Source organism: Ruegeria sp. CI5, from assembly GCF_056536885.1.
Map to the genome: position 1 here is coordinate 551184 of NZ_JBQFQN010000001.1, position 14410 is coordinate 565593.

General features: G+C 61.0%; 15 protein-coding genes and 1 tRNA gene. 5 read left to right on the forward strand and 11 right to left on the reverse strand.

The annotated features are described in order from the left end of the window. Positions 1–4: 4 nt before the first annotated feature. From ACR0BA_RS02760 to ACR0BA_RS02780, 5 genes are read right to left on the reverse strand one after another with little or no spacing between them, the layout of a single operon-like run. The gene (locus tag ACR0BA_RS02760) at positions 5–1177 is read right to left on the reverse strand and encodes a molybdopterin molybdotransferase MoeA (RefSeq protein ID WP_480726343.1); all 1173 of its coding nucleotides are present in this window, start codon (positions 1175–1177) and stop codon (positions 5–7) included. Beyond that, positions 1174–1647 (reverse strand): cyclic pyranopterin monophosphate synthase MoaC, encoded by a 474-nt coding sequence (gene moaC / locus ACR0BA_RS02765; RefSeq protein WP_170338969.1) that lies wholly within the window; start codon positions 1645–1647, stop codon positions 1174–1176. The genes ACR0BA_RS02760 and moaC overlap by 4 nt, the downstream gene beginning before the upstream one ends. Further along, positions 1647–2459: an indole-3-glycerol phosphate synthase TrpC gene (gene trpC, locus ACR0BA_RS02770; RefSeq protein WP_170595261.1), complete on the reverse strand. Its 813-nt coding sequence runs from the start codon at positions 2457–2459 to the stop codon at positions 1647–1649. Before trpC ends, moaC begins: the two co-directional genes overlap by 1 nt. Continuing rightward, the gene (gene trpD / locus ACR0BA_RS02775) at positions 2456–3475 is read right to left on the reverse strand and encodes an anthranilate phosphoribosyltransferase (RefSeq protein ID WP_480726344.1); all 1020 of its coding nucleotides are present in this window, start codon (positions 3473–3475) and stop codon (positions 2456–2458) included. The genes trpC and trpD overlap by 4 nt, the downstream gene beginning before the upstream one ends. After that, on the reverse strand, positions 3472–4053 hold the full coding sequence (locus ACR0BA_RS02780) for an anthranilate synthase component II (protein ID WP_170359085.1): 582 nt from the start codon (positions 4051–4053) through the stop codon (positions 3472–3474). The genes trpD and ACR0BA_RS02780 overlap by 4 nt, the downstream gene beginning before the upstream one ends. Before the next feature lie 196 nt (positions 4054–4249). On the opposite strand from ACR0BA_RS02780, the gene ACR0BA_RS02785 reads away from it, so the two are divergent. Continuing rightward, positions 4250–5713, forward strand: coding sequence for a divergent polysaccharide deacetylase family protein (locus ACR0BA_RS02785; RefSeq protein ID WP_480726346.1), 1464 nt, complete (start codon positions 4250–4252; stop codon positions 5711–5713). A 46-nt stretch (positions 5714–5759) separates the two neighbouring features. Here ACR0BA_RS02785 and trpE read toward each other — a convergent pair whose 3' ends face one another. The 5 genes from trpE to fabI form a co-directional block, all read right to left on the reverse strand. Then, on the reverse strand, positions 5760–7271 hold the full coding sequence (gene trpE, locus ACR0BA_RS02790; RefSeq protein ID WP_480726348.1) for an anthranilate synthase component I: 1512 nt from the start codon (positions 7269–7271) through the stop codon (positions 5760–5762). Positions 7272–7282: 11 nt separating this feature from the next. Beyond that, on the reverse strand, positions 7283–9124 hold the full coding sequence (locus tag ACR0BA_RS02795; protein WP_170338449.1) for a peptidyl-prolyl cis-trans isomerase: 1842 nt from the start codon (positions 9122–9124) through the stop codon (positions 7283–7285). 81 nt (positions 9125–9205) lie between these two features. Then, entirely contained in the window at positions 9206–10381 is a 1176-nt protein-coding gene (locus ACR0BA_RS02800; RefSeq protein WP_480726350.1) for an aminotransferase, read from the reverse strand. Positions 10382–10421: 40 nt separating this feature from the next. Further along, positions 10422–10931: a xanthine phosphoribosyltransferase gene (gpt, locus tag ACR0BA_RS02805; RefSeq protein ID WP_149774418.1), complete on the reverse strand. Its 510-nt coding sequence runs from the start codon at positions 10929–10931 to the stop codon at positions 10422–10424. 4 nt (positions 10932–10935) lie between these two features. After that, on the reverse strand, positions 10936–11742 hold the full coding sequence (gene fabI / locus ACR0BA_RS02810; protein ID WP_480726351.1) for an enoyl-ACP reductase FabI: 807 nt from the start codon (positions 11740–11742) through the stop codon (positions 10936–10938). 135 nt (positions 11743–11877) lie between these two features. On the opposite strand from fabI, the gene pdxH reads away from it, so the two are divergent. The 4 genes from pdxH (at position 11878) to ACR0BA_RS02830 (ending at position 13726) form a co-directional block, all read left to right on the forward strand. Continuing rightward, positions 11878–12483 carry a pyridoxamine 5'-phosphate oxidase gene (gene pdxH / locus ACR0BA_RS02815; protein ID WP_170338455.1) on the forward strand — a complete coding sequence of 202 codons (606 nt, stop codon included), beginning with the start codon at positions 11878–11880 and terminating at the stop codon, positions 12481–12483. Between the two features lie 121 nt (positions 12484–12604). Next, entirely contained in the window at positions 12605–13132 is a 528-nt protein-coding gene (locus tag ACR0BA_RS02820; protein WP_093962172.1) for a cold-shock protein, read from the forward strand. Between the two features lie 12 nt (positions 13133–13144). Next, complete coding sequence (locus ACR0BA_RS02825; RefSeq protein WP_480727449.1) at positions 13145–13606, forward strand: DUF192 domain-containing protein; 462 nt, start codon at positions 13145–13147, stop codon at positions 13604–13606. Between the two features lie 43 nt (positions 13607–13649). Continuing rightward, positions 13650–13726: transfer RNA gene (locus ACR0BA_RS02830), tRNA-Pro, on the forward strand. Between the two features lie 6 nt (positions 13727–13732). Here the strand turns inward: ACR0BA_RS02830 and ACR0BA_RS02835 are convergent. Then, entirely contained in the window at positions 13733–14173 is a 441-nt protein-coding gene (locus tag ACR0BA_RS02835) for a hypothetical protein (protein WP_093962170.1), read from the reverse strand. Between the last annotated feature and the right edge of the window lie 237 nt (positions 14174–14410).

The following is a 14410-nucleotide window of genomic DNA, read 5'->3' on the forward strand; positions in this document are numbered from 1 at the left end:
GAACCTAGATGGGCAGGTAGGACACCGTTTCCCCCGCAGCCCGCGTGGGATCATTTGGAGGGCGCATCAGCAAGGCGTTCGACCGCGCCAGAACGCTGAGCAGCGAACTGTCCTGATCCTCGAATGCGCGTATCCCATCGCTTTCCAATCGAGCGCGCATATAGTGCTCGCGCGGGCCGTTCGGTGGCAGGGCCTCCGACAGGATGGCCTGATGGAGAATCGGATCAACAGTCTGGATGCCCAGCATCTTTTTGACCAAGGGGACCAGGAAGAGATATCCGCAAACCATCGCGCTGACTGGGTTGCCGGGCAACCCGATCATCGCCGCATCACCCAGCCGCCCCGCCATCAGTGGTTTGCCGGGGCGCATCAGGACCTTGTAGAAGGATTGTTCGAGCCCCAGCCGTTGCGATGCTTCGGCCACAAGGTCGTAGTCACCCACCGACGCTCCGCCAATTGTCACGACCAGATCGGAGCCTTCGGCCAAGCCAAATGCGGTTTCCAGCGATGACAGTGTGTCCTGTGCCACTGGCAACATGCGAACATTTGCGCCAGCTTTCTCGAGCAACGCTTTGATGCCAAACGAGTTCGAGGCAATGATCTGGTCAGGTCCCGGAGTTTCGCCCGGCATGACCAGCTCGTTTCCCGTGGCGATCAGCGCGATCTGAGGTTTGCTGGCCACGGAGACGGTTGGAACATTCATCGCCGCCAGCAATGCAAGATCTTCGGGCGAGAGGACTCGCGGCGCACTAACTACATCGCCGATGGTGAAGTCCACGCCTGCCGGTCGGATGTTGGTTTTTTGGCCGGGTTCTTCCGTGATCGTCAACAGATCGCCGCGCAGGTCGGTATCTTCCTGGATGACGACGAAATCTGCCCCGTCGGGGACCGGAGCCCCGGTGAAGATTCGAACCGCCTGGCCCGGGCCAACCTTGCCGGTGAAACGCTGGCCAGCGGCGGCCTCACCGATGACCTTGAACATCGCGTGACGTTCCACTTCGGCTGACTTCAGCGCATATCCATCCATTGAAGAGGCGGCAAACGGGGGTTGGTCCCGCTCGGCTTTTACATCCCGCATCAGCACTCGACCGGCCGCGTCAGCAAGCGCAATCTTCTCTTCGGGCATGGTGGCTACCAGGCCGAACAGCAGCTGTCGGGCTTCTTCAACCGTTATCATTTCGCCTCGTAACGACCTGATTTGCCGCCATCTTTCAGCAGAACGCGGATGCCGCCGATTTCCATTGCCTTGTCAACGGCTTTGGCCATGTCATAGACGGTCAGTGCTGCGGTAGACACGGCTGTCAGGGCCTCCATCTCGACGCCAGTCTGTCCAGTGGTCTTGACCGTCGCTTCGATCTGCACGCCCGGCAGGTCCGGGTCCAATGTCAGGTCAACCGACACCTTGGTGACAGGCAAGGGATGGCACAGCGGAATCAGGTCCGGTGTCTTCTTTGCCCCCATGATCCCGGCCAACCGGGCAACCCCCAGAACATCGCCCTTCTTCGCGCGGCCTTCGGAAATAATTTCAAAGGTTTGTTGCGCCATTTTCACGTAACCCGCGGCAACGGCGACGCGGTTTGTCGTGTCCTTGTCCGATACATCGACCATATGGGCCTGGCCGTCGCTGTCAAAATGCGTCAAGGGCATCACATGACCCCCGGCACCAGCGGGTTCGACAGGATGTGACGGGTCGCGGCGGCGACGTCCTGCTGCCGCATGAGGCTTTCTCCGATCAGGAAACACCGGGCACCATAGCGGGCGATATCCGCAAGGTCTTCCGGGGTGTTCAACCCGCTTTCGCACACGATCATGCGGTCAGCAGGAACAAGCTTGGACAAGCGACGAGTGGTATCAAGCGAGGTCTCGAAGGTCTTGAGATTGCGGTTGTTTATCCCGATGAGGGGGCTTTTGAGATCGGCCGCGCGCTCAAGCTCGGCCTCGTCATGTACCTCGATCAGGACATCCATCTCCCAGTCAAACGCGGTCTGTTCCAGTTCGGCGGCTTGCTGATCGTCGACTGATGCCATGATGATCAGGATACAGTCGGCACCCAGTGCCCGCGCTTCGACCACTTGATAGGGATCATACATGAAGTCCTTGCGCAGTGCCGGAAGCGAGCATGCAGCCCGGGCAGCGGTCAAGAATTCCTTGGCACCCTGAAAGCTGGGCGTATCGGTCAAAACCGAAAGGCAGGCGGCGCCGCCTTCTTCATAGGCTTTTGCCAGCGCGGGCGGATCAAAATCCTCACGGATCAACCCTTTGGACGGGCTTGCCTTCTTGATTTCGGCGATCAGACCATAACCGCGGCGACTTGCCGTGCGCAGAGCATCCACAAATCCGCGCGTTTCAGACGCTTCGCGGGCTTGTTGCTCGACCTCGTCCATAGGAACTTGGGCTTTGTCGGCGGCGACTTCTTCCAGCTTGTAGGCCTTGATCTTGTCCAGAACGGTTTCGGTCATGCGGCTTCCTGTGTGAGTTGTGCCAGAGCAGCAATCTTGTCTTTCGCCTTGCCGCTGTCGATGCTTTCGGCGGCCATTTCGACGCCTTGCTTCAGGTCCGGTGCAGCTTCGGCGACCACAAGGGCCGCAGCCGCGTTCAACAGGACCGCATCCCGGTAGGCCGACGGCGCGCCATCCAGCAATGCGCGGAACGCGACGGCGTTTTCCTCGGGTGTTCCGCCCAGTATTTCTTCAAACGGATGAACCGGCAGGCCCGCATCTTCGGGATGCAGTTCGACCTCTTTCACCCGTCCGTCCTCAAGCGACGCGACCCAACTGATGCCAGTAATCGTCAACTCGTCGGTCCCGTCCGAGCCATGTACCAGCCAGGCGTGCTCGGCCCCGAGCAAGCCAAGAGTCTCGGCCATCGGTCGGATCAGGTCACGGCTGAAGGCTCCGGTCAGCTGCCGCTTGACTCCGGCGGGGTTGGTCAGGGGGCCAAGGATGTTGAAGATGGTTCGGGTACCAAGCTCTTGCCGGGTGGGCATGACATGGGCGATGGCCGGGTGATGCATGGGCGCCATCATGAACCCGATGCCGACGGACTGCAAAGCCTTTTCAACGACTTGCGGACCGACCATCACGTTGATTCCCATCTGTCCCAATGCATCGGCGGCCCCGGATTTCGAGCTGAGATTCCGGTTGCCGTGCTTGGCCACGGTAACACCCGCGCCAGCCACGACAAAGGCCGTCGCGGTCGAGATATTGAGCGTGCCTTTCCCGTCACCGCCGGTTCCCACGATGTCGATCGCGCCAGATGGCGCTTTGACCGCGTTGCATTTCGCGCGCATCACGGCGGCAGCGGCGGCATATTCCTCGACCGTTTCGCCGCGCGTCCGCATGGCCATCAACAGACCGCCGATCTGGCTGGGCGTGGCGCGGCCTTCAAACAGGATCTCAAAGGCCTGTTCGGCTTCGGCACGGGTAAGGGCGCGATCGGCCGCAGCTCCGATCAGCGGTTTCAGCGCGTCACTCATGCGGGGACTTTCATTTCGTTCAGGAAATTCTTCAGCAGAGCGTGGCCGTGCTCCGAGGCGATCGACTCCGGGTGGAATTGAACACCGTGGATCGGTAGCTCTTTGTGTTGCAGGCCCATGATGGTGCCGTCTTCCAACTCTGCCGTGATTTCGAGGCAATCGGGCAGGGTCTCCCGATCGACGACCAGTGAGTGGTAGCGGGTCGCCTCAAACGGTGACGGCAGGCCGGCGAACAGGCCTTTGCCAGTGTGATGCATGGTTCCCATTTTGCCGTGCACGATTTCGTGGCACCGCACGACCTTGCCGCCAAAGGCCTGACCGATGGTCTGGTGACCCAGACAAACACCCATCAAAGGCGTGCGCGTTTCCGCAGCTGCCTCGGTCAGGGCGAGGCAGATCCCTGCCTGGTCAGGATCACAAGGGCCGGGACTCAGCAAGATGCCGGCAGGGTTCATGGCCATCGCTTCCTGCACATCCAGCGCATCATTGCGGCGCACGACCATTTCCGCGCCCAATTCGCCCAAATAGTGGACAAGGTTGTAGGTAAACGAGTCGTAGTTGTCGATCAGCAGCAGCATTTGGCACTTGTCTTGTGTTTGGGCAATTCGGACTGGCGATACAGCCCCGCGCCACGGTATAGTGTCGGGACATACATGCTCAGGCTTGTGCGGCAGCGTCAAGGGGACAACCCCAACAAGGCGACCGGACGGGTGAGTGCCGCAGAGACGGTGCACGGGCTGCCGAGGCAGGATGAAAGACGAGAGGCAAGAACAGATGGGCGGATTTATCGGTGGAATGATCGCCGGCGCGGTCGTTGTGTTGGTTCTGGGCGCAGTGCTTTCCCTGAACACGCCACTTGGCAGCAAACCGGATATTCAGACAGCGGCGCCAGCCGCGGTGGAAGCCGATCTGCCCAAGGCGGATACGGACGTGCAGGGCGCTGGTCCGGATTCCGATCTTGTCGAAATCGCACCACGAGCGTTGGAGGCGCTGGACGATACGGCGGATGGGGCCACTGGACTGGATGGCATTCAGGCCGAGCCGGATGATCGTCCGCAGGTCGGTGACACCGTGGCAGGCCTGAACGACCCGGGTGCGGGAGACGCCGCGTCGGTCAATGTGACGACCGACGCGCCAGCCGCGCCCCCGGCGCCCGGACCGGTTCCGTCGAGCCCGAACGAGGAGGTCCAGCCCGTTACCGTGGACGCGACACCGCCGGCCGCACCACAGCCCCCGGCGCAAGAGGTCACGACCGTCGAGCCAGAGACCGCCGAACCAGAGACTGCGGCAAATGCGGAACCCGAGGCGACCCCGGCGCCGGAAACAGCCGCGCTGCCGTCGACACCTGAGCCGGATCAACCGACCGGAACCGGCGACAGCCCGATCGCGGTCGAGGGGGACGAAGACACGCAGCCCCGCAAACGGGCCCGGATCGCGGCCTTGCCCCAGATCGGCGGCGAACAGGCAACGGCCTCATCTTCGATTGCCGGCAAACGCGTGATCCCGCTGACCGAACGCGATGATTCCCCGGCCGATCAGCCGGCAGAGGGTGAGGGCATGCCCGGTAAGCCGATCGATGCTTATGCCGCCGCCTTTGACAACCCGGATGCCAAACCTCTGATGTCGATCATCCTGATCGATGACGAAGGTGCGTTCGGGGCCGAGGCGCTGAAGGATTTTCCGTATCCGCTGAGCTTTGCGGTCAGCCCTTCGGATCCGCAAGCGGCGGAGAAGATGAAGCGCTATCGCGAGGCTGGGTTCGAGGTTCTGGCCTTGACCGACCTGCCAAAGGCGGCCAGCGCGCAGGATGCCGAAGTTTCGCTGGCGGTCTGGCTTGAAACCTTGCCTGAAACCGTTGGCCTGCTCGAGGGCGTGAACACCGGGATACAGGGCAACCGCAAGTTGGCCGATCAGGTGGCTGCCATCGCGGCAGGAACGGGCCGTGGGCTGGTCGTGCAGGACAACGGGTTGAACACCGTCCAAAAGCTGGCCGCGCGGAATGGCATTCCATCCAGTGTGGTGTTCCGCGACATCGACGGTGCGCGTCAGGATCCAACGGTCATGCGCCGGTTCCTGGACCAGGCAGCTTTTCGTGCCGGGCAGGAAGGCGCAGTTGTGATGCTGGGCCGATTGCGGCCCGAGACAATTTCGGCGTTGTTGCTCTGGGGGCTTGAGGATCGCGGCAACCGAGTTGCCCTGGCCCCGATCTCGGCGGTGATGAAAAGCCAGATACAGTAATCAGTGTAGAAAAAGAAGAAAAGGCGGCCAGTTTGGCCGCCTTTTTTTATGAATTCCCGGATACGGTGAACCGCGCCGCATCCGCGGCGGCCCGCCTGATCGCATTCGATTTGTGCACGGTTTCCATATATTCGGCCTCGGGGTCGCTGTCATAGACGACACCACCGCCGGCCTGGATATAAAGTTTCTGGTCCTTCACGATGGCTGTACGCAGCGCAATGCACATGTCCATGTCGCCACCGGCGCTGAAATAGCCGACACCGCCGCCGTAGACACCGCGCTTTTCGGGTTCCAACTCGTCGATGATCTGCATCGCCCGGACCTTCGGTGCACCCGAAACCGTGCCCGCAGGCATCCCGGCAAAGAAGGCGTCCAGGGCATCCTTGTCGTCGGCCAACTCGCCCACAACGTTCGACACGATGTGCATCACGTGGCTGTAGCGCTCGATGATGAATTCCTCGGTCGGGCGGACGGTGCCGATTTTGGACACGCGACCTGTGTCGTTGCGGCCCAGGTCCAGCAGCATGAGGTGCTCGGCCAGTTCCTTTTTGTCGGCCAGCAAATCCAGCTCGTTGGCCTTGTCCTCTTCGGGGGTCGCACCACGGGGACGTGTTCCGGCGATCGGCCGGATGGTCACTTCGTTGCCGAACACGCGTACAAGTATCTCGGGGCTGGCGCCGATCACCTGAAAGCCACCGAAGTTGAAATAGAACATGAACGGCGACGGATTCGTGCGGCGCAAGGAACGATACAGTGCAAAGGGCGGCAGCGGGAAATCCTGCGTCCAGCGTTGTGCCGGAACCACCTGGAAGATGTCACCAGCCTGGATGTACTCCTTGGCCTTTTCTACGGCTTCCATGTAGCCCGATTTGGTGAAGTTGGATACCGGCGGCGCGATCTCGTGCGCTTCGCCCAAATCCCGCGATTCCGAGGGCATCGCGCGTTCCAGGTCGCGCACCGCGTCCATCACACGCTCGGCCGCTTGTGCGTAGGCGGCCTTGGCTGACTGCCCGTCGCTGGCCCAGGCCGGAGACACAATGGTGACTTCGCCTTTCACACCGTCCAGGACCGCAACCACCGACGGGCGCAGCAGTATCGCATCCGGCAGCCCCAGAGGATCGGGGTTCACATCCGGCAGGTGTTCGACAAGGCGCACCATGTCGTATCCCAGATAACCGAACAGGCCGGCCGCAGCCTGGGGCAGGTCATCGGGCAGGTCGATGCCGCTTTCGGCGAGCAGCGCGCGCAGGTTGTCCATCGGGTTGCCATCTTGCGCGTCGAACGCATCCGCATCAAACCGCGCCGAACGGTTCAATTCCGAGGTTTCGCCCCGACAGCGCCAGATCAGATCCGGCTTCATCCCGATGATCGAATACCGCCCGCGAACTTCGCCTCCGGTCACCGATTCAAGGACGAAGGCGTCCTTCTGGGCGCCCGTCAGCTTGAGCATCAGCGAAACCGGTGTGTCCAGATCCGCGGCCAGACGGGTATAAACGACTTGGTTCTTTCCGGCCTCGTAGGCGCGGGCAAAGCTGTCGAAATCGGGTGTCAGAGCCATTTTCGTTCCGGTCAGAAGTTGGCCTGAACCGCGTTCAGCGCGCGCTGGTCCAGGGTCGGCCGCGCGCGTGTCTGAGCGTCGCGCACATAGATGTCGAAGATGTTTTGGGCCAGTGCCTGGTTCAGCTGAGCGGCAGCGGCTTCCTGCATCAGGCGCTGTTCGTCGGTTTCCGCAGGCGGAAGAACCTCGTCCAGCCGAACGATGAATGCCGCATCCGGTCCCGCGATCACGCGCAGCTCATTGGGCTCCATCTCAAAGATCTGGGTCATGAAGTCGGCCGGTACGTTATCCAGAAACGCGGTACGGGTCAGCGCGTTTTCGACACGGAATGGCAGACCGGTCGCCGTGAAATCACCGTCGACGGCCAATTGAGTCACGATGCCGTTGGCCTGTTCCTCAAGCGCCTTGGCCGTCTGTTCCTGTACCCATGCGGCGGCGACGCGGTCGCGAGCGGACTCCAGCGGCTCGGGGCGCGGCGGCAGAACCTCATCCAGCCGCAGGGCAAAGATCGAACCATCCTCGAGGAATCCGATTTCCGGGAAATCATCTTCGCGGACGGCCTGAGCGGCCTGGCGGAAGCCGTCATACGCGGCGATGCCGTCGTCGCTTTGGCGGGTCCAGTCAATCTTGCCAAGCTCCATTTCGGTTTCGTTGGCCAACTCTTCCAGCGTGGCGCCGCCGGCCAGCATGTCGTTGATATCTTCGGCCTGGCTTTCGATCAGGCGCCGGGCGCGTTCGCCGGCCAGCTCTGCGCGCAGTTCCGGTTCGGCGTCCTCAAAGCTCACGTTCTGTTCGGCCAGCGATCCGTTGACCCGGAACAGGGCCGGACCAAAGACCGAGGGCAGGGGACCCACGACCTGATCAATCTCTGCGGCAAAAACGGCATCCGCGGCCTCGCCCAAATCTTCGCGGGTCACATCACCCAGATCGACGCTGCTCAGTTCAAGTTCGCGTTCGCGTACCAGCTGCTCAAAATCCGCCCCGCCGACTTCCAGCTGCGCCATCGCCGCAGTCGCCTCTTCTTCCGAGGGGTAGACCAGCCGCTCAACCAGACGACGTTCGGGTTGCTGATACTGGTCCTTGCGCTGCTCATACAGACGCTTGAGCGCGTCTTCGTCGATTTCGACCGTATCCTGCAGCATCTCCGGCGACAGAACGGCGTAGGTGATCTTTTTGGTGCGCGGCAGAGTGAACCGATCGGTATTCGCGCCGTAATACGCTTGAATCTCGGCGTCTGTCGGCTCGGGGATCGGGGTCGTCAGAGCGTCCGGCGACAGAGTTGCGACGGTAAAGCTGCGGCGAGCGAGAACATAGTCGGCCAAGGCTTTGGTCATGATTGCGGGCATTTCAACACCGTCCATCATCGCGCCTTGGACAATTGTCCGTGCTGTTTCCTTTCGCAGGTCTTCCTCGAACTCGGTTTCGGTCATGCCGATCTGTTCCAGCTGGAAGCGGTAGGCTTCGCGGTCAAAAGATCCGTCAGGGCCCTGAAAGGCCTGAATGCCGACGATTTCCTTCTGCAGGTTGGCATCACCGATCGAAACACCCAGCTGTGCGACCTCGTTGTTCAGGGCTGCCAGCGAAACCAGACGCGCCAAGGCCCGCTGATCCAGCCCCAGCTCGCGGGCTTGTGACATCTGCATCGGTTGACCGGTCTGCGCCTCGACCGCGCGGATTTCGCGCTGCAGCTCGCGGACATAGGCATCGACCGAAACGTCCTCATCCCCGACCTGGGCGACTGTGCGTACCGTTCCGCTGAGGTTGACGGCGCCAAAACCGGCAAGACCCAGCATCAGCATGCCCATGAGAATCCAGACGAAGGTTTTGGAGAGTTTATTAATGCCTGCGGCCATAGTGCCCTCTTGGATCTTGCGGCAGGGTTCTGCCGTGACTGTTGCGGCCCTGAATACGACGCAGGATGCCGGGGGGCAAGCTCAGAAGGACAGAGCCTGCAAGCGGTCGAACAATAGCCCGATTCCGGCACGGTCCAGATTGGCAAAAGCAATGCGCACCTGGCGTTTCCCGGCGGGGTCGTGATCGGGCATGAACATCGTACCCGGCAACAGCAGAATACCGGCCTGGGAGACCAATCTGCGCGCCAGTTCGTCCGACGGCATGTCGAACGGATGTTCGAGATAGGCGAAGTAGGCCCCCAGACCCAGCAGCCGCCAGCCCTTGTCGGTCAGGCGGGGCATGTTCTCGGTGATCGCGGCGCGGCGATCCAGAATCTCGGCGCGTTCGCCCGCCAGCCACTGTGACAGGTTCTGCATCCCCCACAGCGCCGCGAACTGGCCCATTTGTCCGGGGCAGATGGCGACGGTGTCGAGGAATTTCTCGACCTCGGACAGCAGCGGCGCACCTGTGGCGATCGCGCCCACGCGGTGGCCGGTTAGGCGGTAGGCCTTCGAGAAGGAATATAGATGCACCAGCGTCCGGTCCCAGTCGGGCTGCTGAAACAGCGCGTGCGGCGGGCCACTGCGGCTGTCGAAATCACGATAGGTTTCATCGACCAGCAGGCGCAGGCCATGCTGTTGCGCAAGGTCATAGAAGGCACGGACCAGATCGGCCGGGTATTCGACCCCACCCGGATTGTTGGGCGTGACCAGCGCGATCGCGCGCGTGCGCTTGGTGATCAGCGCGCGCGCCTGTTCCGGATCGGGCAGCAGGTCCGACCCGGTCGGCAGATCAACCGCCCGCACACCGGCCATATCCAGCCACATTTTATGGTTGAAATACCAAGGTGTTGGCAGGATGACTTCATCGCCTTGATCCGTGATCGCCGGGATGACCGAGGCAAAGGCCTGATTGCAACCCGAGGTGATGGCTGTCTGCTCCGGCCGAACCTCGGCAGCGTAGTGATCGCCGATCTCACGCGCGAGCTCCGCGCGCAGATCGGGGTTGCCCAGTACCGGGCCGTAGAGATGTGCGGCGTCCTGATTGATCGCGAAATCGGCCATCGCCTGCCGCAGCGCCAAAGGCGGCGGATCGACCGGCGCCGCCTGGCTGACATTGATCAGCGGGCGGTCTTCCGAGAACGTGACCCCTTCGAGCCAACGCCGCGCCTCCATCACCGGAGGGGCGAAGGTGGCGGCGGTGCGGGTCAATGTCATCGGGTGTCCGGTCTTGTTGATTTGTGGTGGATAAGTGGGATCAGTCGGTGCCGCGATAGGGCTCGACATATTGCAGGGCCATATCCCAAGGGAAGAAGATCCAGGTGTCTTGGCTGACCTCGGTGATGAAGGTATCGACCATCGGGCGGCCCTTGGGCTTGGCATAGACCGTGGCGAAATGGGCCTTGGGGTACATCTTGCGCACCAGTTCCAGCGTCTTGCCGCTGTCGACCAGATCATCGATGATCAGCACGCCCTCACCATCCCCCATCAGATCGGCATCGGGGGCCTTGAGCACCTCTGCCTCGCCACGTTCCTGATGGTGATAGGACTTGACGCTGATCGTATCTACGGTGCGGATGTCCAGCTCTCGGCTGACGATCATCGCCGGTGCCATGCCGCCGCGCGTGATCGCGACGACGGCGCGCCATGCGCCCTCATCCGGTCCCTGACCATCCAAACGCCAGGCCAACGCGCGCGAGTCGCGGTGAATCTGGTCCCAGCTGATATGAAAGCCTTTTTCGTGGGGCAGGCGGTCCTTTGCGCTCATGGTCTTATCCCTTTTCCACATCCGGCGCGTCGACGGCCTTCATGCCGACGATGTGATAACCCGAGTCAACGTGCAGGTTTTCACCGGTTACGCCGCTGCTGAGGTCGGACAGAAGATAAAGGGCCGATTTGCCCACGTCGTCGATGGTCACGTTGCGGCGCAGGGGCGAGTTGTACTCGTTCCACTTCATGATGTAGCGGAAGTCGCCGATGCCGCTGGCGGCGAGGGTCTTGATCGGCCCGGCCGAGATCGCATTGATGCGGATGTTGTCCTTGCCCAAGTCCTCGGCCAGGTATTTCACCGACGCCTCGAGCGCGGCCTTGGCAACACCCATGACATTGTAGTGCGGCATGACCTGCTCAGAACCATAATAGGTCAGGGTGATGGCGCTGCCGCCGTCGGTCATCAGCTTCTCGGCGCGTTGCATCACCGCGGTGAAAGAGTAGACCGACACGTCCATCGTCAGCTTGAAGTTCGCGCGCGACGTGTCGACATAACGGCCGCGAAGTTCGTTCTTGTCGGAGAAACCAATGGCGTGGACGACGAAATCCAGCTTGCCCCATTTCTCTTTCAGCGCTGCGAACAGTTCATCGATCGACTCTTCGTTGCTGACGTCACACGGCAGGACGATTTCGCTCCCCAGTTGAGCCGCCAACGGGTCGACCCGTTTTTTCAGTGCATCCCCCTGATAAGAGAAAGCCAGTTCGGCTCCGGCTTCGGACAAGGCGCGGGCGATTCCCCATGCGATTGATTTGTCATTGGCCAGTCCCATGATGAGGCCGCGCTTGCCGGCCATCAACTGATTTGACATGTTCGGTTCTCCGCCTGTCGTCGCGATGTGTTGCGTTGGTTTATGCCATTGATTGCGCTGCATCAAGGCCATGCACTCTTGCCCGGGGCGGGTTCTCGCCGTAGGGTCATGTTCAATTCGTTCCAGGGGATGGACATGAGTGAGCGAAACGGCATCTTTGCCGGTGACGATCCGTTCGTGATCGCGGCCCGTTGGTTGGCCGAGGCCGAAAAGACGGAACCGAACGATCCGAACGCGATTGCCCTGGCGACCGTGGACCCCGATGGTATGCCGAACGCACGGATGGTGTTGCTGAAGGATATCGAGGCGGACTCCTTCGTTTTCTATACCAACTATCACAGTGCCAAGGCCCAAGAGCTGGATGCGGCCGGCAAAGCCGCCTTTGTGATGCACTGGAAATCACTGCGGCGTCAGATCCGGGTTCGTGGTACAATCACCAAAGAAGACGGTCCCTTGGCCGACGAATATTATGCGTCACGCTCGCTGAAAAGCCGGCTGGGTGCTTGGGCATCGCGACAGTCGGAACCTCTGAGCAGCCGGGCTGCTTTGATGGCCGAAGTTGCAAAGGTGACGGCAAAGCTGGGATCCAACCCGCCTAGGCCCGAATTCTGGGGTGGCTACAGGCTGACGCCGGTTGAAATCGAGTTTTGGGCGGATGGTGCCTTTCGGCTGCACGACAGGTTCCGCTGGCGGCGCGACCCGTCCGAGCAAAAGTGGAACGTACAGAGGTTGAATCCATGACGTTCGCGTATCGTGAAATGCAACACCCGGAAATGTCTGAATTTTTTCAGCTTGAATTTGCCCGACGTTTCCATACACATCAGACCCCTAACGACCCTTTGAATCTCGTGATGGGAACACCGTGCCAGAAGACCTGAACAGCATGTACCGCGTTCGTGGACACGTAAAATGGTTTGACCCTGCAAAGGGGTATGGCTTTGTCGTGTCCGACGATGGCGGTCCTGATATCCTGCTGCACGTGAACGTTCTGAGGAACTTCGGGCAAAGCTCGGTCGCGGATGGCGCGGGCATTGAGATCATGACTCACCGCACCGATCGTGGCGTTCAAGCGGTTGAGGTCGTGAGCATTGATCCGCCCGAGCGCGCCGACTCGGTGATGCTGGCGGATTTCGCCGAAATGGATCCCAATGAGATCGCGCATGCCCCGCTCGAGGCCGCGCGGGTCAAGTGGTTCGACAAGAGCAAGGGTTTCGGCTTTGCCAATGTCTTTGGTCGCAGCGAGGACGTGTTTCTGCATATCGAAGTTCTGCGCCGGTCCGGGTTGGCGGATCTCCAACCGGGCGAGGCGCTGGCGATGCGGGTCATCGACGGCAAGCGGGGCCGCATGGCCGCACAAGTGCTTGCGTGGGAATCCGCGCTCAATGACTGAGCGCTGCGCGTGATGCGGATTCTGGCCGGTCTTCTTCTGAGTATTTTTCTGTCACAAGGCGCCTTTGCTGAATGCCGGTCTGACCGGGTGGACCTTCGCAATGACAAGGCACAGGTCCGGTTTCTGGTCGAATTGGCAGTTTCCCCGCAGGAGCGGGCAAAGGGTTTGATGTTCCGCGAAAGCATGCCTCAGGGCGAAGGGATGCTGTTCGTGTTCGAACCGCCCCAGCCGGTCGCATTCTGGATGAAGAACACCTTGATCCCGCTGGACATGATCTTTCTGGATCGCACTGGTATGGTGACCCGTGTTCATTCCGATGCCGTACCGGGGGATCTGACCCCAATCGAGGGCGGCGATTCGGTCTTTGCGGTTCTTGAGGTGAATGCGGGGCTTGCCGCGCGCTACTCGATCGCGCCAGGTACGGTCATGCGGCACGAAATTTTTTCGCAAGGCCCTGCAATCTGGCCCTGTTAGGGCTTTTCAAATCCGAATGGCGCCGTTAGGAAGGCGCACGGTCCGGGGCGTGGCGCAGTCTGGTAGCGCACCTGTTTTGGGTACAGGGGGTCGTGAGTTCGAATCTCGCCGCCCCGACCACTTTCCTTACAACGGAGTTCCACCGAAATACCGGTAGAGCCGTGTCAATTCATCATCCAGAACCGAGCTTTCGACGGGAACCTTGATCGTCGCTCCGTCCTTCTGGGGGACCAGGAAAAACAACTCGGCATCGACCCGGTAACCGGCCTGATTGCGGGTCGAAGACATGCGGCGCACCCCTTTGGGCAAGTCCTGCGGGTAACCGTCATAGTTGAGGATCAAGAACGCGGTGGTTTCCGGAGGCAGAGAGGAACGGCACTCGAAACTGCTGCGCTCGGGGCGTGTGAACCGTTCCTCCGGACCTTCGCAGCTGATCTCGAACGTGCTGAATAACTGATCGGGGTATTCGGCGAACTGAGCGCTGCGTGAAGATTGTTCCGGCTCGGGCGTCGCACAAGCGGCCAGCAAGGTAAGGACCGGAAACAAACGGATAATCGAGGTTTTCACGGCGCACTCCGTCATTTGTGTGTCGTGATGCGTCGCGTTGCGCTGCCACGAAGATTGGTGATTCTCCTCACAGTATGGGGCACGGGCGGGCAGGTGACCATTTTCTCGTAACCGGGCCGGGAAAAAAGAAAATCCGATTTGACCGATCTGCACGGTTTTGTGGACAGCGTTGTGGAGGAATCGGCGCGTTGTGCCTTGGCCCATCCTGCGGTTTTGCGGTCAACAGAAAAGTTTTGG